Origin of the sequence: Nodosilinea sp. LEGE 07298, assembly GCF_015207265.1 — a bacterium.
Taxonomy (GTDB): domain Bacteria; phylum Cyanobacteriota; class Cyanobacteriia; order Phormidesmidales; family Phormidesmidaceae; genus Nodosilinea.
In genome coordinates this window covers 1-19,596 of the sequence record NZ_JADEXE010000106.1, presented here as the reverse complement: position 1 = coordinate 19,596, position 19,596 = coordinate 1, and the positions used below count along the sequence as shown (strand labels likewise).

At 56.7% G+C, this 19,596-nt stretch carries 19 protein-coding genes and 1 tRNA gene; 6 read left to right on the top strand and 14 right to left on the bottom strand.

Going from position 1 to position 19,596, the window contains the following annotated elements; all coding sequences use genetic code 11:
* The first annotated feature begins 222 nt into the window (after positions 1 to 222).
* A complete protein-coding gene (gene hemH / locus IQ273_RS15660; RefSeq protein WP_194024109.1) occupies positions 223 to 1,386 on the top strand; it encodes a ferrochelatase in 1,164 nt (387 codons plus the stop codon).
* A gap of 47 nt (positions 1,387 to 1,433) precedes the next feature.
* Here the strand turns inward: hemH and IQ273_RS15655 are convergent, their stop codons facing one another.
* The 4 genes from IQ273_RS15655 to IQ273_RS15640 form a co-directional block, all read right to left on the bottom strand.
* Positions 1,434 to 1,997 carry a DUF4126 domain-containing protein gene (locus IQ273_RS15655; protein WP_194024108.1) on the bottom strand — a complete coding sequence of 188 codons (564 nt, stop codon included), beginning with the start codon at positions 1,995 to 1,997 and terminating at the stop codon, positions 1,434 to 1,436.
* 45 nt (positions 1,998 to 2,042) lie between these two features.
* Positions 2,043 to 3,137 carry a heat-inducible transcriptional repressor HrcA gene (gene hrcA / locus IQ273_RS15650; protein WP_194024107.1) on the bottom strand — a complete coding sequence of 365 codons (1,095 nt, stop codon included), beginning with the start codon at positions 3,135 to 3,137 and terminating at the stop codon, positions 2,043 to 2,045.
* Between the two features lie 80 nt (positions 3,138 to 3,217).
* On the bottom strand, positions 3,218 to 3,703 hold the full coding sequence (locus IQ273_RS15645) for a 2Fe-2S iron-sulfur cluster-binding protein (RefSeq protein ID WP_194024106.1): 486 nt from the start codon (positions 3,701 to 3,703) through the stop codon (positions 3,218 to 3,220).
* 54 nt (positions 3,704 to 3,757) lie between these two features.
* On the bottom strand, positions 3,758 to 4,567 hold the full coding sequence (locus IQ273_RS15640; protein WP_194024105.1) for a hypothetical protein: 810 nt from the start codon (positions 4,565 to 4,567) through the stop codon (positions 3,758 to 3,760).
* A gap of 213 nt (positions 4,568 to 4,780) precedes the next feature.
* On the opposite strand from IQ273_RS15640, the gene IQ273_RS15635 reads away from it, so the two are divergent.
* Positions 4,781 to 5,803, top strand: a complete 1,023-nt coding sequence (locus tag IQ273_RS15635; protein ID WP_194024104.1) for a LysR family transcriptional regulator — start codon at positions 4,781 to 4,783, stop codon at positions 5,801 to 5,803.
* On the opposite strand, the gene IQ273_RS15630 is transcribed toward IQ273_RS15635, so the two are convergent.
* The 3 genes from IQ273_RS15630 to IQ273_RS15620 form a co-directional block, all read right to left on the bottom strand.
* On the bottom strand, positions 5,800 to 6,534 hold the full coding sequence (locus IQ273_RS15630; protein WP_194024103.1) for a Crp/Fnr family transcriptional regulator: 735 nt from the start codon (positions 6,532 to 6,534) through the stop codon (positions 5,800 to 5,802). The two genes, IQ273_RS15635 and IQ273_RS15630, sit on opposite strands and share 4 nt — an antisense overlap.
* 747 nt (positions 6,535 to 7,281) lie before the next feature.
* A complete protein-coding gene (locus tag IQ273_RS15625; RefSeq protein ID WP_194024102.1) occupies positions 7,282 to 8,178 on the bottom strand; it encodes an alpha/beta fold hydrolase in 897 nt (298 codons plus the stop codon).
* Between the two features lie 42 nt (positions 8,179 to 8,220).
* Positions 8,221 to 8,937, bottom strand: a complete 717-nt coding sequence (locus tag IQ273_RS15620) for a hypothetical protein (RefSeq protein ID WP_194024101.1) — start codon at positions 8,935 to 8,937, stop codon at positions 8,221 to 8,223.
* A gap of 442 nt (positions 8,938 to 9,379) precedes the next feature.
* Here IQ273_RS15620 and IQ273_RS15615 point away from each other — a divergent pair, with 442 nt between their 5' ends.
* Positions 9,380 to 9,901: a GNAT family N-acetyltransferase gene (locus tag IQ273_RS15615; protein ID WP_194024100.1), complete on the top strand. Its 522-nt coding sequence runs from the start codon at positions 9,380 to 9,382 to the stop codon at positions 9,899 to 9,901.
* Between the two features lie 9 nt (positions 9,902 to 9,910).
* Here the strand turns inward: IQ273_RS15615 and IQ273_RS15610 are convergent, their stop codons facing one another.
* Positions 9,911 to 10,324, bottom strand: coding sequence for a DUF4332 domain-containing protein (locus IQ273_RS15610; protein WP_194024099.1), 414 nt, complete (start codon positions 10,322 to 10,324; stop codon positions 9,911 to 9,913).
* Between the two features lie 98 nt (positions 10,325 to 10,422).
* Here IQ273_RS15610 and IQ273_RS15605 point away from each other — a divergent pair.
* Positions 10,423 to 10,496, top strand: a tRNA-Pro gene (locus IQ273_RS15605).
* A gap of 156 nt (positions 10,497 to 10,652) precedes the next feature.
* Positions 10,653 to 11,393 (top strand): Tic22 family protein, encoded by a 741-nt coding sequence (locus IQ273_RS15600; protein ID WP_194024098.1) that lies wholly within the window; start codon positions 10,653 to 10,655, stop codon positions 11,391 to 11,393.
* Between the two features lie 218 nt (positions 11,394 to 11,611).
* On the opposite strand, the gene IQ273_RS15595 is transcribed toward IQ273_RS15600, so the two are convergent.
* From IQ273_RS15595 to IQ273_RS15585, 3 genes are all read right to left on the bottom strand, one after another.
* Positions 11,612 to 13,816, bottom strand: a complete 2,205-nt coding sequence (locus tag IQ273_RS15595; RefSeq protein WP_194024097.1) for a phosphoketolase — start codon at positions 13,814 to 13,816, stop codon at positions 11,612 to 11,614.
* A 151-nt stretch (positions 13,817 to 13,967) separates the two neighbouring features.
* Positions 13,968 to 14,420, bottom strand: coding sequence for a hypothetical protein (locus IQ273_RS15590; RefSeq protein WP_194024096.1), 453 nt, complete (start codon positions 14,418 to 14,420; stop codon positions 13,968 to 13,970).
* 37 nt (positions 14,421 to 14,457) lie between these two features.
* Positions 14,458 to 14,862, bottom strand: a complete 405-nt coding sequence (locus tag IQ273_RS15585) for an NIL domain-containing protein (RefSeq protein WP_194024095.1) — start codon at positions 14,860 to 14,862, stop codon at positions 14,458 to 14,460.
* Between the two features lie 122 nt (positions 14,863 to 14,984).
* Between IQ273_RS15585 and IQ273_RS15580 the strand changes: the two genes are divergently transcribed.
* Entirely contained in the window at positions 14,985 to 15,566 is a 582-nt protein-coding gene (locus IQ273_RS15580) for a thioredoxin family protein (protein ID WP_194024094.1), read from the top strand.
* A 57-nt stretch (positions 15,567 to 15,623) separates the two neighbouring features.
* On the opposite strand, the gene ald is transcribed toward IQ273_RS15580, so the two are convergent.
* From ald to IQ273_RS15565, 3 genes are all read right to left on the bottom strand, one after another.
* Positions 15,624 to 16,736, bottom strand: coding sequence for an alanine dehydrogenase (gene ald / locus IQ273_RS15575; RefSeq protein WP_194024093.1), 1,113 nt, complete (start codon positions 16,734 to 16,736; stop codon positions 15,624 to 15,626).
* A gap of 104 nt (positions 16,737 to 16,840) precedes the next feature.
* A complete protein-coding gene (locus IQ273_RS15570; protein WP_194024092.1) occupies positions 16,841 to 18,103 on the bottom strand; it encodes a hybrid sensor histidine kinase/response regulator in 1,263 nt (420 codons plus the stop codon).
* A 234-nt stretch (positions 18,104 to 18,337) separates the two neighbouring features.
* The coding region (locus IQ273_RS15565; protein ID WP_313898134.1) for an adenylate/guanylate cyclase domain-containing protein at positions 18,338 to 19,596 on the bottom strand (1,259 nt) is incomplete at its 5' end.

The window sequence follows — 19,596 nt, the reverse complement described above, 5'->3', positions numbered from 1 at the left end:
GTCTTGGTGCTGTCGGGGCGGGGCGGCAGGGTACCCCGCAGGCTGAGGCGATCGCCCCGGCACTCCACCTGTAGGCCCAGACGAGCCGCTTTGAAACGGGTATTTAGCGCGGCGATCGCGCGATCGAGAGAGGTCGAGACAGCCATCAGGGTCGGAAACCGTTCATCCAGCTTGTAGAATATGGTCAGATATGAGTACCTACTTTAGAACCACAACAGTGCCATGGGTCGTGTCGGGGTCTTATTGCTAAATCTAGGGGGGCCAGAACAGCTCGACGATGTTCGTCCCTTTTTGTTTAATCTGTTTGCCGATCCAGAAATTATTCGCCTGCCCTTTCCCTGGTTGCAGCGACCCCTGGCCTGGTTAATTTCTAGCTCGCGTGCCAAGCAGTCCCAAGAAAACTATCAGCAGATCGGGGGTGGGTCGCCCCTGCGCCGCATTACCGAAGAACAGGCCGACGCCCTCAAACAAGTGCTCGCCGACCAGGGCACTGAAGCCAATATCTACATTGGCATGCGCTACTGGTACCCCTTTACCGAAGAGGCCGTCGCCCAGATTAAGCGCGACGGTATTGAAAAGCTGGTAGTGCTACCCCTCTATCCCCAGTTTTCGATCAGCACCAGCGGCTCCAGCTTCCGCCTATTAGAGCGCCTCTGGCTCGAAGATCCGGCCCTACAGCGCATTGTCTACACCGCCATACCCTCCTGGTACGAGCGCCCTGGCTACACCGCCGCCATGGCCGATCTGGTTGCCCAAGAGCTAGACAAACTCGAAAACCCCGACCAGGCCCACATTTTCTTTAGTGCCCACGGTGTACCCGTGAGCTATGTCGAAGAGGCGGGCGACCCCTACCAGCGCGAAATCGAGCACTGCACCGAGCTGATTATGAAGGCGCTCGATCGCCCCAACCCCCACACTCTGGCCTATCAGAGCCGGGTAGGGCCAGTGGAGTGGCTACAGCCCTACACCGAAGATGCGATCGAGCAGCTGGCCCACCAAGGCGTCAAAGACCTGGTCGTGGTACCCATCAGCTTTGTCTCCGAGCACATTGAGACCCTGCAAGAAATCGACATGGAGTACCGGGAGATTGCCCAGGAGGCTGGAATTCCAGGCTTCCATCGGGTACCGGCCCTTAACACCCACCCTCGCTTCATTACCGATATGGCTGATATGGTCACCGAAGCTCTGGCCGCGCCGCGCCAGCTCTTCTCCGATGTGGTGCACCCCGATAAAAAGATCAAAATCTATCCTCAGGAGCGATCGGCCTGGGGACTCACCCCCGTCGCCGAGGTGTGGAACGGGCGTTTGGCGATGGTAGGTTTCTTAGCCCTGCTGCTAGAGCTGGTCAGCGGTCGCGGCCCCCTGCATTTTGTGGGCATTCTTTAGGCTTTGCGCCTCAGGCTGTTATGCCTTAGGCATTACGCCGAGCAGTATTATGACCTCGGCTTTGAGCGCCGGGGCCAGTGCTGCCACAGGTACGACGTTCGAATAACGAGCCACAGCAGCAGCAGCGCAATGATGCCGCCCTGGTTGGGAGCATCAAAAGCCAGTACCGCCAGTGCAATACAGAGCCCATCCACCACAAAGAAAAGCCACAGAGGCGGGCGGCGAGGGCGATAAAACCAGCCCACCTGCAACAGCTGAATGACTAGGGCCAATAGAGCACTAATCAGGCCGATCAGCGGGTTAATCCAGCCGTCTAGGCCAAAGGTTCTGGCGACAGCTAGACCGGCTAGGGCACCCACCCCAGGGCTCAGAAACAGCTCAAGGATCTGAAAAAAACGCTGACTATAGCGATCCTTTGACAGCATCAGCTCCGCCATAGACCAGGTAGCCAGCACCCCTAGCACCAGTGCCGGGGGCAGGCGCGACAGCAGCGGTACGTTAGACCAAAGCTGAGGCCCAGACATCAGCCCAATCAACAGCAAGGGCAGCGCCAGCCGTAGCCCCGTCGCCGCCGCGATCGACAAAATTGCCAGCAGTTCAGTAATAATCACGGCATTCCCTGCCCAATTCAATTCGGGCCATATTGGGGATACCCCTTAGGCGCTAAGAGCCGTCGATAGGTAATCTGCCGCAGCCTTAACTACAGCCACGGCATTCTCATAGACCATTCGGGTTGGCCCCAAGACCCCTACACTGCCCACAGAGGCGTCGCAACGGGTGTAGTTCGACACGACTAGGGCACAGCCCTGCATTGGCTCTAGCGGGTTTTCAGACCCAATCCAGACCTTTACATCTACGCCGTTGAGCGTTTGGCTAGCTACCGGTGGGGTATCAAAAAACAGGGGCCAGAGCTGTGACTGATCTTCTTCCAGCAGCCGCACAATCGACTGAATCCGCTGGGCATCAGAGAACTCGGGCTGACGCAGCACCTCTGATAGACCGCTAATGACCAGCTGGGGAGTTTCTGGAGCCCGCGATCGCTGTACCAGATTGCCCAAAGCCTGACACAGCAGCGCCCCGTACTGCTGAAACTCAGTATCGAGATCGCCCCAGTTCAGGGTGGCAACATCGGCTAGGGGCCGTCCCCGCAGGTGGTGACTCAGAAAATTCGACAAAATTTCTAGATGGCGACGGCCCAGTTCTTCCGTCGCCTGAGCCGAGACCCCCAGCACCGCCGGTAGCTGCACCACGACTGACTGAGTAGCCAGCGAATCGAGCAGCACCACCATCAGCACCTGCTCCCCGTCGATCGCCACCAGCTGAATGTGGCGAATAATCGCAGTACTGGACTGGGGCACCGTGATCAAGGCCAGGTAGCCGCTGATCTGGGCCAATATTTGGGTAGCCGATCGCAGCAGCGACTCCAGGCTACGACCCACCAAGTCCAATTCCTCCGACAGGGCTGCATCCACCCGTCGCCCCACCCGGGCCGAAGGCGACATCAGCCGATCGACGTAGAGCCGATAGCCAAAGTCCGAAGGAACTCGCCCGGCCGAGGTGTGAGGCTGGTAGAGAAGGCCATACTTCTCCAGCAGGCCCATGGTGTTGCGCACCGTCGCTGGGCTCACCTTCAGGTCGTACTCTTGGGCTAAGGCCCGCGACCCTACCGGCTCTGCTGTGGCGATGTAGTGACGAATGGTTGCCTGTAGCACCTGCTTGTGGCGAGCACTCAGAGGAAGAGCAGAGTCCATAGGGGGTTGGTATAAAACTCAACTACGGCATTGCCTTACCATAACAGATGTTCTATGAGGTTCGGTTATGAACCCCAGGTCTACAGGTCTTTGCTCTGACTAAAGAATTCGCCCACCTTAAAGCTAGCGGTTTTCTCTAGCTGAGTCATAACCGATCGCGTAATCAGCTTGCCCTGCTCTACCAGCACCTCGCCGGTAATTGGGTGCAGCAGATCTTGGTCTGCCCGGCGGCCAATCAGCGCCTCAATGTCTTGCAGCGAGTTAACGTACATCCCTGGCGGCAGTTCTACCACCACTCCATTAGCGACTACCCTGGCCTGGCAGGCGAGGCGCGAGTTAGGCTTGCAGGAGGTAATCACCTCCAGGGTACGCTGCTCGCGGCGGTTGATCGGAGTCAACGCCTCTGATCCTGACTGCACGTAGATATGACAGGTGGCGCACATGCCTCGACCGCCACACTCCCTGAGTACATCTAGATCTTTGTTGAGCAAGACTGACAGCAGGTTGCCGTTGGTTTCAACAGAGGTTTCTTGGGCAATGGGCTCTAAGCGAACGGTTTTAGACATGGGGTAGAACAGAGGTTAAAGGAATAGACGAAACACCTGGGACAGGCTGCAGTCCTAACTGTCCTGAGGAGACGAGAGATCGAGCAAAAGGGCCTGTTCCTGAGGAGTTAGCCGACTACTTGCTAGAGCTTGAAAATTGCGGATGGTTCTGCCACCGCGTCCCATAAAGGCCGTAACCCAGTCTTTAACCCACTGGTGTTGTTCCGCCGTTAGCGATAGTTGGCCCTCTGCTACAGCGGTGGCAGCGGTAAAGTGACCATCTCGTTGAACTTCAAACTGCTCCAGCCAGGGATGGGCCGGGCGAGACTGCTTCCAGGTGTTGATGACGATGGTTTTGCCCAAATACTGAGCTGCGCCATCGCTGAGGTGACTGAGGGCCAAAATCACCGCCTGGTAGTCTGACGTTAGGGTACCCCGTTCGGAGGGTTCTGGCTCAGACGGCGGTGCTTTGGCCCCGTCGGGTTCGGCGGCGCTAGCGGTGCTGCCCAGGGTGACACAGCCAGCTAGCAGCCGGAAGGTAGGCACAGCATTGTGGGGGGCTTCGATTAGGGTGGTCTTGAGCTGGCCAATCGCAGTGCGATAATCGGCAAGGGGCATTTGATCGGTGACTAGCACCAGCAAAATCAGCCCCTGATCAAGCTTGTAGATATGGGTGAGCTGATTGGCAAACCGAAACGAGAAGGTATCGAAATGGGCAGGAGTCGTGTCGACTACCTGCTGAATCCCCTGGGCGAGGGCATCCTGCTGATGGGAGTTGAGGCTGATGTCTGGCCCAAAAAAGAAGGGGCGGTTGCGCCCATCAATCAGCGCCATCCCAGAGATGCCGGGTAAATTTAGGACATTCTGGATCACCTGACGTTTCATAAATCCTTTGGGTCTCGCTCTAATTTTTGTTGTCGAATGTCCTGAACCAAGTAATCTAGGGATGGCAGACTTAATTCGACACTAGGCTTGAGGCCATGAGTCTATCTAGGGTTGTTACGGCGACATCAGTTGCGATGACAGCCAGGGGCTTGCCTGCATTATTATCATGTTTTGTTGGCATCCCAGGATTATCGTACGTTAGGGTTAATGCCCATGTCTGACCTTCCTTTTACGCTCGACCAACTGCGCATTCTCAAGGCGATTGCAGCGGAGGGCAGTTTCAAACGAGCGGCAGACAGTTTGTATGTCTCTCAGCCAGCGGTTAGCCTGCAGGTGCAAAACCTGGAGCGTCAGCTGGATGTACCGCTGTTTGACCGGGGCGGCAGGCGGGCGCAGCTCACCGAAGCGGGACATTTACTGCTGAGCTACGGCGATCGCATTCTCAGTTTATGCCAGGAGACCTGCCGTGCCATCGAAGATCTCCAAAACTTGCAGGGCGGCACCCTAATTATTGGCGCTAGCCAAACCACGGGCACCTACCTCCTGCCCCGCATGATTGGCCTCTTCCGACAAAAATATGCTGACGTAGCTGTACAACTGCATGTGCACTCCACCCGGCGCACCGCCTGGAGCGTGGCCAACGGTCAGGTTGACCTAGCAATCATCGGTGGTGAGATTCCTCCAGAGCTACAGGATTCTTTAGAAAGAGTGCCCTACGCCGAGGATGAACTCGCACTGATTATGCCCATGTTTCACCCACTGGCCAGTCAGGCGGTGATTCAGCGCGAAGACCTCTACAAGCTGCACTTCATTGCCCTCGACTCACAGTCGACCATTCGTAAAGTGATCGACCAGGTGTTGACCCGCTGCGGTATCGAAACCCGCCGCCTCAAAATTGAGATGGAGCTCAACTCAATTGAGGCCATTAAAACTGCGGTGCAGTCGGGGTTGGGGGTTGCCTTTGTATCTAACTCTGCAATTGAAAAAGAGCTACAGATGGGCGTGCTGCACCGGGCTAAAATTGATTCGGTGGTGGTCAACCGCACCCTTTCGGTCATTTTCAACCCCAACCGCTACCGGTCTAAGGCCGCCGCCGCCTTCACCGCCGAAATTTTGCCGCAATTTACCAACCTGCCGCTCAACTTTAAACCCGTCGGTGCTGACAAAAATGGTACCGAAAAGAACGGAGCTAAGTCTACAGCCCCGCCGCCAGAGCCGTTATACCCTACCCCCTAGCCCAGGGCCTCACGAGTCATACCCTGCTCACTGGGAATGGCAATCAGCCCGTCTTTGTGGATATGAATGAGTTTGCGCTGACGGAGTTTGCCCATCAGGCGAGTCACAGTGACCCGGGTAGAGCCGATGGCGCTGCCAATTTGAGCGTGGGTGAGCGACCAGGGTAGGTAGTAGCCCGAATCGCAAGGTTCGCCAAATTCTTCAATCAGCAGCGTCAGAAACCCCAGCAGGCGATCGATGGTGCGGCGCTGGCCCAGGGTGCTGAGCCACAGCAGTTTGCGCTGGTGTTGGTAGCGAAAGGCATCAAGCACTTCACGGCGAAAGTGAGGCCAGTTATCCAAGTCGCTCCAGTAGAGCCAGAGCACCGTGGTTTGGTCAACGTGGGCAAAGCTTTGCAGCAAAAAGGGAGACTGAGCCACAATTTCGAAGGGCTGCCCTGCCCCAACAAAGCCTAAAAACGCTTCCTCGCTCACGCCCAGGGTCAAGGAGGTAGACCCTTCTTCGTCGGTGGCATCATCGAGTTCGGGGCTAACCAAGCCTGGAACCGCCCCCTGGGCAGTACCGACCAGGCGCACAGCACCACGCTCGACCAGGTACAACAGTCCGGATCGGGTGGGGATGCGCTCATCTTTATTAAACGTTCTGGCTCGATAATGGGCATGGGCCCAATCGGTAATACGTTGCCAGGTTAGGAACGGTCGGGCATGATCGGGGCTTTGGGATGATTGCATAGCAATAGCTAGGTTAGACGGTACAGACCATGACCATGGGGTAAAGGCTAGGGGAAGGCGCGATCGCATAGAATCGCAGCATCATAAACCAAATCAGCCGCGCAGACCAGGTAGATATACCCCTCCGTCGAGCTAAAGACGAAACTTCAACCGCCATCGACTCGCCCGTCAAGGCCGAAGTTTGGCCTCAAACCCAGACACCCCCATCGACCAGAGAAAACCTTGCTTAATAGATTTTCAGTAATTTGTCATCGTGAAGGCTACGTAAACCATCCAATACTAATACAGAGATCCCGTATTTTCTCGGAGCCCTCCTAAGGAAGCAGAGACATTTTAGGATCCTTAAACTTAGTATTCCTATACGTTGGTTGCCAAAGCAAATTTAAATACCCTAGCTAAAGCGCTTGTTTCAAACCAGTGTAGCCCTGGCCCCAGTCGAAGCCCGTCTCCCATAAGAAATACTGTTCATTCAAACCGAGTTTTAGGGGTGACATTCCCTTCGCCTGACCTTATAATTCAATTGTGTGAGGAGCGAACCAGAAGAGATGCCGAGACGAAACACGGCCAGTCGTCGGCATCTCTTTTGTTTTGTAGCTAAGTTTTAGATCATCTTTGCAGGCTGGTGACCCGCTTTACGTCAGCCCCGTTGCAAATAGGCAATCGCAAAATTCCGACTCCTAAAAAGAGGAGCCCGATCAGACGTATGGCCTGAGTAAGTGTTGGCCAAATTGTCGCTTACGGCAACGATTAGGCTAAGGATAGTGACGGCGAGGCTTGCAGGAGATCTTGTAGCGCCTTGGCCACGACCTGAGGCTGCTCTACCATTGCCAGGTGGCCACAATTTTCAATTTCAATCACTGGGTTTTGCCCCTGTCTGACCGGCAAATAGCCCGCCAGATGGTGCACATAGCGCAAATTCATCACCTGGTCTTGCCGACCAGCCATAAAATAGATTGGCGACTGGAGAGCCGCTACGATCCTGGGCAGCAGGTGAATTTCAGTCTCGGTGGTTGACTCTAGCAAGGTACCCAGAGCAGCAGCGGCATCAGCCTGCAGCAGATCAAGGCAGCGATCGCGACCCCAACAATAGTCCAAAGGCCGATGCACCATCATACGAGTCAGCAGCAGCGGCAGCAGGGTGTAGCGCAGCCAGGACCGCCGCCAGCCCACAATATATTTCCCGGCCTGGCGAAACTGCTGAAACTCGCGCTCTAGGTAAATGCCGCCGCCAGCATTAAGGCAGACTACCCCCTGCACCTGCTCTGGATAGCAGTGGGCCATCCAGAGCGCCACGCTGCCGCCTAGAGAATGACCCACCAGCCAAACAGGGCCAAGATTAAGCTGCTCTAGCAGTGCTGCCAAATCGCGAGCATAGGCCCCCAGACCGTAGGGTGACGCCGAAGAGCCAAGAGCCCTGGCTTCAGCGGGCACCCCAGATATGTGGTGGTCGAGTCCATAGCGTGACTCGCCAAACCCGCGCAGATCGTAGGCCAAACAGGTATGGTAAGGCGCTAGCTGATCAATCACAGGCTGCCAGTACCGATGGCTCAGCAACCAGCCGTGGATAAAAACCAGGGGAGGAGCTTCTCTAGCCGCCGTAAGTTGGTAATAGTGGGGTACGCCAAAAACTGAAGTAGTGGCCATGGGCCGAGGGCCTCTTAGGCCGGTCTATTAGAATATCGTACCCTAGCTCATCAGGCGATAGCGCATGCCCTCAGCAATTTTTTGGCCCAGATAATCGGGAATCAGGCTCTCGTTGGGGCCAAGAAGATACAAAATCAGGCGAGTACGCCCCCGCCACACCAGCAGATTAGCGTTAACCACCAGCAAATCTTCCTGCCAAATGGCGTACATGACTTTATAAAAAAGGCCCGGTTGGTTATCGGCCTCGATCAGCAGCGCCGGCAAATGGAAGACCGGATCTACATAGAACTCGGTTTCTACCCGTTCTAGGCCGGCATCCAAATTAAACTCTACGGTCAGCATTTCTTCTACTTCAAAATGCCCCGCTAACGTCTCTTGAATAGCCCGACAGACATTTTCAGTCGTTTTAGGAGTCAACGCCTGGCCGCCCCGAGACACCACCAGCTTGATAAACACGAGCATGGGTGGATAAATCTGCCCGTAGAGACTGAGGTTATGAATCGTCAGGCCATAGGCCGCCAGTACGCCAAAGATATCGCTCAGCAAAAACGACTGGTTACGATAGACAAAGTACAGCGCACTCTTGCTACCCTCGGGCTTAATGTCGAGCACAGCCTTACGCTGCTTATAGAGTTGATAGGCCAAACGCAAGTTCTGCAGCTGAATTTCGCTGCTAACAAACTGCTCATAAAATTGCGGAAAGGCGCGGTTGAAGCGCTTTAGCAGCTCAACCGTAGAGGGGTTTAAGCCAGCGGCCATGGTTGGAAGGACGGAACTCCATGGAGGTAACGTTAGCATCTGCCGCATCAGGAAACCCTAGACAAGCAATAACATCTCCCCGTCCTACACGCTTTTGGCAGCCGCTGTCGACAGGAAAACCGCTAAAGTTAAAACGTTTTTGCTTTGCCTAAAGGGACTGGAGGGTTACTCTTTGAACCATTGGCCCACTTCAAGGGGGCCTTTCTAACTCATCGGTCGTTCGGGCGATCGCACCTTAGAACGAGCAGAGGCTAGACTCCCCCAAGCTAGTTAGGACAAATCTCGATATCGTCAGAGGCATCGGGATTTTATGGGGATATACTATGAGAAACGGTGTTCAGCCCTAAGTTTAGCCTTAGCTGTAGCTATTGTACGGCGTTATTTAGAGGCTTAAGCTGGTGCCATCGAACGCTGTGCCATTTCACTATCAGAAAGGGCCTGCATGGGTTTTTGGAAAAGTCTTTTTGTCGGGTCTGACGACGCTTCGTCTGGGGAGACAAGGTCGGCGAGTACCCTCTTAGAGGCCCTACCTGAGCAAGGGGAAGGGTCGACGATTGTATTCAGCACCGATCGCGACCTCGACCTCTACGAGCTAGAAGAGCTGTGCAATGCTGTAGGCTGGGCCCGGCGTCCCATCCGCAAGGTTAAAAAAGCGATTCAGCACAGCTATCTCGTCGTCACCATGTGGGAGCAGAGAGGTGCGCGTCGCCGTCTAGTCGGCTTTTCCCGCGCCACCTCTGACCACGCCTTCAACGCCACCATTTGGGATGTAGTGGTGCATCCTGACTTTCAGGGACGCGGCCTGGGCAAAGAGCTCATGCGCCAGCTAATCAAGAAATTGCGTAGCGAAGACATTAGTAACGTTACGCTGTTTGCCGATCCCCAGGTCGTCGAGTTTTATAAAGGTCTTGGCTTTATGCCCGACCCCGAAGGTATTAAAGGGATGTTTTGGTACCCAGACTAGCGCCAGCGCTCAAGACGCTTTTGCAATGGCTCTAGCCTGCTGAATCCACAGGTTGACCTGGTCAGTACTGGGGCATAGGTCATTGCGTTGCAGGGTGGCCACATGCAGCCGCCGCAGTTGCGTGTACAGCCCCTGGGCTGTGCAGTCGGCCAGCTGCGCCACCGACATAATACCGGCATGCAGTAGCAATCCACTAAACTGGCAGCCCACCCCAGGCACCTGAGCCAAATCGGCCAAAATGACCCACTTCGTGACGTAACGCAACGGCACCTGCATCTTTTTGGCCAGGGCTTGACGACGTACAACAGACGATCCATATCGACGGAGCTGGTCGGTGCTGGTTAAGCCCAGCCGAATCATACTTTGGGCGTGGGCCGGGCTCAGTCCAGGCAGCTGATTTAAAGGATAAGCGGAGGTAGCCATAGAAGCATCGTAACAAAGAGGGCAGAGTCAAGGAATAGGCGGCGAGCGATAACAGTTGTGCAAAAAAGCAGGCTATACTAAATGACAATGTTGAACTACGGGATGTAGCGCAGCTTGGTAGCGCGCCTGCTTTGGGAGCAGGATGTCGCAGGTTCAAATCCTGTCATCCCGATTTTGAGTATAGGTTCTTGGCTTGGTCGGTTAGCACGACTGGCACAGAGCGCTGTGCAAACGGTCTCTAGTCTGTAGTATCTATAGTCAGTAATTCAGTCGTATCGACGGCCATCAGCTCCCCCGACCCTTTGTCATTAACTGCGACGACATTCCTATGCAACAGCTATTTTCCTCCCTTTTGCGGCCTCTCCCCCTTATTACTGCCCTGATTAGCGGCAGTCTACTGGGAGGTGGCCTAATGATGCCCCTACCCGCCGTTGCCCTGGGTGAAGAGGCCATTGTCGATAAGCTCGAACAGGTGCCGGTCTTCATCATTTTGAACTCCGACGGCCAACCCCTGACGGCGGCCGCTGAGGTCAACGACCAAGAAGTGAAAGTGCCCGTAGTGTTTATCGATGGGGCTGCCGCCGAAGAATTTTTAGCCCGCGCCCAAGCAGAAGACCCTAGTGCTGAAGTGGCTCTGGTTGACCTGGGCACGCTCTACCAGGAAACCGTGCTGAGTGATAGTGAGGAGGTACCCCTGCTGTATCTCCCTATCGGCGGTGAGCTAGAGACTGCAACCCAGCTACAGCCTGATTTTCAGGGGGTGCCCTTATTTATAGCTCGTCAGGGTGCCGATGGCCCTTACCTCACCATTAACCAAGATGGTGAAGCCGCGTTGCCCATGTTCTTCTCCCGCAATGATCTGCAGACTCTGCTCAATCGCTATCAAGAAACCAATGCTGCGGAAGCCAACGATGTAGTGATTCAGGTGCTCTCCCTGGAATGGCTGCTGGCCACCATGAGCGGTAACGACGACCCCACCCTCGATGCCCAGCTAGAGCAGGTGCGGCTATTTCCATCCACAGAGGTGTTGAACTATATTCGCTCCCAGGAAGCTGAAGCGACCCCCTAGATCTACGGTCTACCGAGGCTAAGCCAGAGGTTTAGACATTGCCTCCGATAGAGTATCAAGAAAGCGGGGAGGCATACACCTCCCCGCTTTCTTAAATTTCTGGTCTGGTGTCCTAATCCGAAATCCGAGTTGGTAAACCCCGATTCATAATCAGGAACCTCGTAGGGGCGTAACATGCTACGCCCCTACAAACCGGGGGTACTCAGTCAGGATTTGGGCTAAGACAGCAGCGCCTTAGCCCTGGCGACAAAATTGGCGGCGGTCAGCCCATTAAGGGCCATAATTTGTCCGGCACTGGCGGCAGTTTCACCCCGCTTCCAGGCAAAGGTGTCGCGAGGGGCGATGCTGCGCAGCATAATTGGTTCTAGCACGGCGCTAGAGCCGCCCGTCACCCCAAGCAGCGCGTCGCCGCCAAACAGGCGATTAAACCCAGCATCGGCCAGGAAGGTGTCGTCGGGCTCGGAGCACATGTCCCAGGCTACATCGGTGGAACGGTAGAGCTGACGAGGGTTGACAACCGATACAATGCGGCTGCCGATACCGCTGGCGGCTAGCTGCTCGGCGGCTTCAAACACCGGCAGCAGGGTCATGTCGCCGACGACAGCAAACACCACCGTTTTGTCGCCGGGCCAGGTGGCTAGCTCGATCGCCCCCTCAACCAGCGCCTGACGAGTTTGCTCGAACGTGGTGCGCACCGGCAGGGGCGACTTGCTGGCGGTGATAGTTACCCCCTTGTTGCGAGTGCCCAGCGCCCAGTCGTAGCACACCTGAATACTGTTGGCGTCAGTAGGAAACAGGGGATACACGTTGCCATTGCGCATCATCCCGGCAAAGTAGTTTTCGATTTCGGGGCGCTGGTGGGTCCAGCCATTGCGGCCCTGCTCTAGGGCACCAGCGGTAAATAGGGTGATGGTAGAGGGGGTGGAGCGACGCAGTTCGGCCATAGCCTGGGTCACGGTCTGCCAAATGGGTAGACCGTTGACGGCAAACGATTCGTAGGAGCACCATAGGGTGCGGCCACCAAAGAGAGCCTGTGCGGCTGCTAAGCCAGCGCAGGCGTCTTCACTGAGGGGTTCGTAAACCTGGCCGTGGGGCTGCTGAAAATAGGTAGCATCGGCGGTCGGGTGAATGATTTTGAGGGCCTGATTGATGTTGTTGATGCCAGAGGCGGCATTGCCATCAGCGTTAGTCACCACAAACTGAGCATCTTTTTGGCCCACGTAGCCCACCAGAGCGCCCATAGCGGTGGTGGCCACCTGCTTGTCGCCACCCACGGGGAATTCATTGAGGGGCAGGATGCCGAGGTCGGCCAGGGGCAAGACTGATTCGGTTACCGCTGTTTTAGCGCCAGGGCCACCTGCGGAGCGTTCATAGTTGGTGCGTACCAGGTTCCAGGCATCGGGGTGCAGGGCGCGGTTGGCCAGGGCGCTAACGATGTAGTCGCGCTGGAGCGAGTCACCGGGGTAGAGGTTGTGGGACTGGGCACCCCGCTTGTGGACACCTGCGCCCTTGAGCTGCTTCACAATCAGCACGGTGAGAGTGCCGCCCAGTGCTAGCTTGGCGGCCTTATCAGTGGCCTCTAGCACCGCTTGAGTGAAGGCAAACCGCTGGGGGAAGGAGAAGGCGGTGCTATCGACGTAGTCGCCGGGCTGGTTGGCGTCGTCGTAATCTTTGGCGTCGACCAGCACGATTTCTTGGAAGCCGTTGCCGCGCCAGTAGTCGATCATGGCCTGGTTTGATTTGGTAGAAACCATGCTGTGGTGCTCCTGGGAGAAGCCATTCCAGACCAAAATGGGCAGGAAGTTGGTGACGTTGGGGTAGGCGGTATTGAAGTGGCCAAAGCTGCTCATAATGTAGGGCTCGCCCAGACCGCCATCGCCAATGGTGACGGGGAACAGCACGCCAGGGTGTAGCTTGGCCCCAGCCATTGCGAAGTGCTGGCCCTGCCCCAGGGGACCAGCAGGGGATAAGAGGCCAGGGATTTGACCCGACAGGTGGCCCAGCAAACCGTGGGTTTCGCGGAAGCGATCGCACAGCTGATGCACGGTCTCAATGCCCATGGCTTCGAGGGAGCGGTCTAAGAACACATTGCTGTAGAAGCCGGGGGCGTGGTGGCCGACTTCGGTGACGATGTTTTTGTGGCCCAGCATGACCAGCGATGCGATCGCATCGGCAATGCTGGCAAACCCGCCGGGGTGGCCTGATTCTTTGCTGGCGGTCACCTGTAGGGTGAGGTAGCGCAGGGCATCGGCAGCCAGCAGAGTTTGGTAAACGGCAGCGGGGTCGCTGGAGGAGGTGATGGCGGTCTGCCCTGGGGCGATCGCCGCCGCCTGACCATAGGCAGCAAACTCAGGAGGCAGCGCCCCAAAATGTTGAATGCCCTCACAAAAGGCCGGAATCGATTGCGTGCTGGCAGCCGTCATGCGTAAACCCCTAACTAGCGTGAATAAAACGGTATTAGCGCTGGCCCGTCTAAAACCATCCTACACAGGGACGGGGGCAGGGCAACGGAGCACACCATTGCGATTCTAGAGGGCGGCAATAGGACTGAGCCAATTGCCAGCGGGCTTGCCCCTAGTCAGCTGCCCATATCAGCACCGGTAGCCAGCTCAGCGCCAGCCCCAGCAGGGCCAGCCCCGCCAGTAAGAAGAAAGCAGCCGTATCTTTTACCCCCAAAATGAGATTATCAACTCGGGCCAGCAGCGATACGGCCACCAGCATGGCGAAATAGGCAAACAGCTGAAACTGCGTTACGGCCACCACCGCCAGGGACGCCAAACTCAGGGCCATAATGAAGTACCCTACATCTGACTGAAACCCAAGCAAAATGACGCGCCGAATCAGCGGCCAACACAGGGTAATTGCGGCGGCACCGCAAATCGCTAGTACCACGCTAACGGCCCAAGCGGTTGGGCCAGCGGCTCGATCGTGCAAAAAACCCCCATAGGTGACGTGGGCCAAGACCATCAGCGTCCAGGAGAGCCAGTGAACCTTAATTAGAGTGCGAAGTGAGCGGTCTTGTTGCATGGCGATCGCGCCTCGGCCCCAACGACAAATTACCCGACTACAAATTGGTGGAAATAGCCTGCACGGGACAGGTGGGTATGCACTGCTCGCAGACAATGCAGCGCGATCGCGAGAAGGTCAGCCGGTGGGTTTCACTGTCGAGGGTGAGCGCGCGGGTGGGGCATACCCCCGTACACAGGCCGCAGTGCACGCAGAGGTCTTCGTCTACAACAATTTCGCCGCTGGCCCCAGAGACCTCAATGCCCTGCACCTCTAGCCAGTCAACGGCGTCGTTGAGATGGTCAATGTCGCCCGATAGCTCGACCACCAGGGTGCCCACCTGGTTTGGAGCAACCTGAGCGCGAATGATATTGGCGGCAATGTTAAAGTCTTTGGCCAGCCGATAGGTGATCGGCATGTGTACCGATCGCTTGGGAAAAATCAGCTTGACCCGTTTTTTCATTGCCGCCTCAAAACCTCAATTCTTTTACACTAAAACCAGTGGTCTGCTTCTATCCTAACCGGAGAGCTAGCTGGCCTGTCTCGTCCTTCAGCCTGGCCCCAGCGAGGGGAAGTTTTCGTCCTATGCCAGACAACCTGCCTGTAACCTCAGATGTTGCTCCCAGCCGCGCTCGTAATTTGATCGTGGCGGTGGCGGCCGTGGTGCTGGCCGCCGCCATGTTTTTGGGCATTCGCACCCAGTCGGCGGTGCCCTCTCTCAGCGAACTGGCAGCTAGCGCCGTGCCCTTTGAGGAGGCCCAGGCCAACGGTAAGCCCACCCTGCTAGAGTTCTACGCCAACTGGTGCACCAGCTGCCAAGCAATGGCCGCAGATATGGCCGAACTGCGCGAAAGCTACGGCGATCGCATCAACTTTGTCATGCTCAACATTGACAACAACAAGTGGCTGCCCGAAATGTTGACCTACCGCGTCGAGGGCATTCCTCATTTTGTTTATTCAGCGGCTGACGGCAGCCCGATCGCGGTGGCCATTGGTGAGCAACCCCGGCAAATTCTCAGCGACAATCTTGACGCCCTGATTGCCCAGGCCCCGCTGCCCCACCAGCAAAACTTTGGCCGCCTATCAGCGATCGAGGGCGATGTTGTGTCGCGGCAAAGCGCTGTCAATGATGACCCTCGCGCTCACGGTAGTGCGGTGGTGAATTAAGTTGGCGTCAACTCAATAGGCTCCAGGATTGAATGATCCAGCTACCTATGGACGGATCTAAATGGGGGCCATTGCAGCAGGCTGGGCTGCCAAATCAGGGAAAACATCGCGCACGGCGGGGTGAATCAGCTTACCGTCAGACACATTTAATCCACCGTTCAAACCGCTATCAGTGGTCAGAGCCGCCATTCCATGGCGGGCTAGCTTGTGCACGTAGGGCAGCGTAGCGTTGTTGAGCGCCTGGGTGGCCGTCCAGGGTACGGCACCGGGCATGTTGGGGACGCCAAAATGCACGACTCCCTGCTCTATATAGGTGGGCTGGCTGTGGGAAGTGGGGCGCAGGGTTTCGATACAGCCGCCCTGGTCGACAGCGACATCAATAATCACTGAGCCGGGGCGCATGGTAGATACTAAATCTTTAGAAACCAGGGTAGGGGCTTTGCGACCGGGCACCAGCACCGCACCAATCAGCAGATCGGCCTGGGGCACCGAGGCGGCAATCTGGGCAGAACTGCTGTAGAGCAGCTCCACTCGCGAGCCAAACAGGGTTTCGAGATAGGCCAACCGCTCGACGTTAAGGTCGATAATTTGGACTCTAGCCCCCAGCCCTACAGCCATCTTGGCGGCTTCGGTACCCACCACGCCGCCGCCCAAGATGACGACAGTACCGGGGGCCACACCGGGAATGCCGCCCAGCAGCACGCCTCGCCCGCCCTGCTGACGCTCTAGGTAGCGAGCCCCAAACTGTACCGAAAGGCGACCGGCGATAATGCTCATGGGGGTGAGCAGGGGCAGCCTGCCGTCGGGGGCGACCACGGTTTCGTAGGCGATCGCCTTGATGCCGCTGGACAGCAGTGCCTCCGTCAGCGATCGCTCTGCCGCCAGGTGCAGGTAGGTAAACAAAATCAGATCGGAGCGAAAAAACCCGTACTCCGAAGGCTGAGGCTCTTTGACCTTGACCACCATCTCCTGAGCCCAGGCGGTGGCGGCATCATCGACTAGCTTGGCCCCCGCCTGCTGATAGTCGTCGTCGCTAAAGCCAGATCCAGATCCGGCACCGGCCTGCACCATTACCTGGTGCCCCTGCTGAGAGAGGCTCTGTACCGCTGCCGGGGTCAGGCCGACGCGAAACTCCTGATCTTTGATTTCCTTGGGCAGCCCAATGCGCATAGTGTTGCTCTGTATAGAAGATGACGGGGTCTTCCCCATCCTACTAAACCTGAGCTGAGCGCGCAGTTAGCCTATTCTGGATTGATTACCTGACGCCCGATGCCTTAAAGGTCCGACTGCTTCGGCAGATATAGGGTAAAACAGCTGCCCTGGTCAGCCTCAGAGTCGAGGGTAATGATGCCGCCGTGGAGCCGAGCAATCCGCTGCGACAGATGCAGGCCCAGACCGTGACCCGAGCGAGCATGGTTACCCTGGCGAAACCACTCAAACACAGCCTGCTGTTCAGCCTCAGGAACGCCAATACCAGTGTCGGTAACGCTGACCCACACCCAGTTAGAACCATCGGCACCAGGAATGGCTACCCCAGCTGGCAGATGGGACGTGGTGCCGATGGTGGCCGTTACACTGCCAGAGTCGGTAAATTTAATCGCGTTGCCAATCAGGTTGGTAATCACTCGGCGCAGTTCCAGATGGTCACCTGGCACAATAAACGCATCAGTTTCGAGAGTCGCGGTCCCTGAAGCGGCATTTTCAGCGCTATTGACTCCGAACGTATGCCTCACTTCAGCCCCTGTGGATCGCAGGTCGCGATCGCGGGCGGTGGCCGGTACAGCATCTACCCAGTCCGAGCGGCAAAGCAGGCAGGTGAGCCCTTTTTCGGCAGCCATCGGGGCTAGCTCCATGACCACGGCTTCGGTCAGCTTAAATAGGTCAACCGGTGATAGGGTCAGCGCCTTGTGCCCCGCCTCGTGACGGTAGACCTCTAGCAGCGTGTTGACCATGCTGAGCAGGTGGCGGTTGCTGTCAACAATGGTCGCGATCGCATGCTTGCCATCGTCTGGAATAGGGCCAAAGGCATCGCTCTGGCAGAGTTGCAGCATGCGGTTGGCGGCCACCAGGGGAGTGCGCAAATCGTGGGTGAGACGAGCCACAAAATCGTCGCGCTGGCGAATCATCGTAGATTGGGCGTCTATGCTGCGTTTGAGGCGAAGCAGCGATCGCACCCGAGCCCGCAGTTCATTGACATCCACCGGCTTACGGATAAAGTCATCGGCTCCGGCATCTAACCCCTGCACCAGGCTCGACTGATCGTGAGCCGTAATCAACAGAATAGGGATGTAGGGCAGGCTAAGATTATCGCGAATCCGCTGGGTGACAGCATAGCCATCGAGTCCCGGCATCATGACATCGAGCAAAATGACATCGGGGGGCGTTTGCCCCACCACCTCCAGGGCCGCCTGACCACTCTCTACGCAGGTGATATGGTACTCAGGGTCATCCAAAATAGACTCAATCAGGAACAAGTTGTCCGGAGAATCGTCTACGGCCAGGATGGCACAGGGGTCATGGGAAGGATCCGGAGGCATTATTTAGTTTAAAACTATCGGTGCGGTGCTCTCTATCTCTATGGTATCGATAACTTAGGACACTAAGGGCTCACGATACCGGAAACCCCATGATTCCAACAGCATTAAAATGACCTAGTGGCGAGAGACTACCCTTAGAGATGCCACAGTACCCAGCCATCAACCTCTATCGCAGGACATAGTTCGGCCTTGTGTGGCGATGGCCAGTGCGCCGCCTGCACCAGACAGATGGCCCTACTTCAGAGTAAATAGCTCCAGGGTTTGGGCTCGGCCGCGCAGCCCGTGCCGCCCCAACGACTGCAATGGAAACGATCCTGCTTGCTGATACGTAGTCTCGCTGACCAGCAGGGGGTGGCCCAGGGTTTTGGTCAGCGCTTCGAGCCGAGCCGCCACATTGACCGTATCGCCGATCACCGTAAATTCTAGCCGTCCAGCGGTCCCCAAACAGCCTGCGACCACGGGGCCAGAGTGCACACCCACCCCCATAGCTAGAGGCGAAATCTGCTTCACCTCGCGCACCATAGCGGTGGCGGCCGTTAGGGCGCTGCGGGCATGGTTTTCCAGGGGGTCAGGGGCACCAAACACCGCCAGCATGCCGTCGCCCATAAATTTATCAACCCAGCCCCCGTGGCGCTCGACAATGGTGGCCAGCACCCCCTGATAGCGATTGAGAAAGTCGAGCGCCGTCTGAGGATCTAGGGCTTCAGCAAAGTGAGTAAAGTCGCGCAGGTCAGTCACCACCACCGTCACACTGCATTTTTGCGGCTGCTGAAGCAGGTCTAGGGGCGACTCAAAGGCCGCTTCAACTACGGTTTTGGGCAAAAACTGGGCCATTAACACCCGCCCCGACTCATTTTTGACGTGGCGACGCACAATGACCGCCATGCGCATGCCCAAAAAACCGGTGCCCAAAACCGTAATGCCAGCAAACAACGCCAGCGCCAAATTGAGCTGGAACAGCACCGCCGCATAGCCAAAGTTAACCAGGGCCAGCAGCGAGGTAAGCACAGCGGCACGGCGACTTAAGCGTAGCCCTCCTGATACGGCCACCAGGCTGCAAAAGGCCACCACATTGGTCAAAATAAGCGGCTGGGTAGCACCCATCACCCGCCAAATGTTGGTGATAAATGCCCACAGGAGCAGGTTGTCAAAAATAGGGATGATCACCTGCCAGCGCTGCAGGGCCTCCATGGAGAGACCCTGGCGCAAAATGGCGACTAGCCCCAGGGCAAAGAGATTGGCGCAGACGCTAATAATCACCACCGTGGGGGGCACATAGTCTTTGCCCAGTAGCACCTGGGGAAACAAAAACACCGCTAAATCTAGCAGCAGCGAAATAAACAGTACCCCAGCCCGCACGTAGGACAGCTGCAGCTCATTGCGATGGGCCTCCTGGGATACCACCTGGTTGAGCGCAGCTTGAATCGTGATTCGGCGGGCGGAAGGTTTGAGGGGGGGAGCGCCGGAGGGGCTTTGAGAGGTCATCTCCAGGG

Excerpts from the sequence above, each read along its gene's own strand:
- IQ273_RS15580 (WP_194024094.1), top strand. The coding sequence starts at position 14,985 with ATGCCAGACAACCTGCCTGTAACCTCAGATGTTGCTCCCAGCCGCGCT.
- hrcA (WP_194024107.1), bottom strand. The coding sequence starts at position 3,137 with ATGGACTCTGCTCTTCCTCTGAGTGCTCGCCACAAGCAGGTGCTACAG.
- IQ273_RS15640 (WP_194024105.1), bottom strand. The coding sequence starts at position 4,567 with ATGAAACGTCAGGTGATCCAGAATGTCCTAAATTTACCCGGCATCTCT.
- IQ273_RS15615 (WP_194024100.1), top strand. The coding sequence starts at position 9,380 with ATGGGTTTTTGGAAAAGTCTTTTTGTCGGGTCTGACGACGCTTCGTCT.
- IQ273_RS15590 (WP_194024096.1), bottom strand. The coding sequence starts at position 14,420 with ATGCAACAAGACCGCTCACTTCGCACTCTAATTAAGGTTCACTGGCTC.
- IQ273_RS15645 (WP_194024106.1), bottom strand. The coding sequence starts at position 3,703 with ATGTCTAAAACCGTTCGCTTAGAGCCCATTGCCCAAGAAACCTCTGTT.
- ald (WP_194024093.1), bottom strand. The coding sequence starts at position 16,736 with ATGCGCATTGGGCTGCCCAAGGAAATCAAAGATCAGGAGTTTCGCGTC.
- IQ273_RS15585 (WP_194024095.1), bottom strand. The coding sequence starts at position 14,862 with ATGAAAAAACGGGTCAAGCTGATTTTTCCCAAGCGATCGGTACACATG.
- IQ273_RS15570 (WP_194024092.1), bottom strand. The coding sequence starts at position 18,103 with ATGCCTCCGGATCCTTCCCATGACCCCTGTGCCATCCTGGCCGTAGAC.
- IQ273_RS15595 (WP_194024097.1), bottom strand. The coding sequence starts at position 13,816 with ATGACGGCTGCCAGCACGCAATCGATTCCGGCCTTTTGTGAGGGCATT.
- IQ273_RS15635 (WP_194024104.1), top strand. The coding sequence starts at position 4,781 with ATGTCTGACCTTCCTTTTACGCTCGACCAACTGCGCATTCTCAAGGCG.
- hemH (WP_194024109.1), top strand. The coding sequence starts at position 223 with ATGGGTCGTGTCGGGGTCTTATTGCTAAATCTAGGGGGGCCAGAACAG.
- IQ273_RS15620 (WP_194024101.1), bottom strand. The coding sequence starts at position 8,937 with ATGGCCGCTGGCTTAAACCCCTCTACGGTTGAGCTGCTAAAGCGCTTC.
- IQ273_RS15630 (WP_194024103.1), bottom strand. The coding sequence starts at position 6,534 with ATGCAATCATCCCAAAGCCCCGATCATGCCCGACCGTTCCTAACCTGG.
- IQ273_RS15610 (WP_194024099.1), bottom strand. The coding sequence starts at position 10,324 with ATGGCTACCTCCGCTTATCCTTTAAATCAGCTGCCTGGACTGAGCCCG.
- IQ273_RS15600 (WP_194024098.1), top strand. The coding sequence starts at position 10,653 with ATGCAACAGCTATTTTCCTCCCTTTTGCGGCCTCTCCCCCTTATTACT.
- IQ273_RS15625 (WP_194024102.1), bottom strand. The coding sequence starts at position 8,178 with ATGGCCACTACTTCAGTTTTTGGCGTACCCCACTATTACCAACTTACG.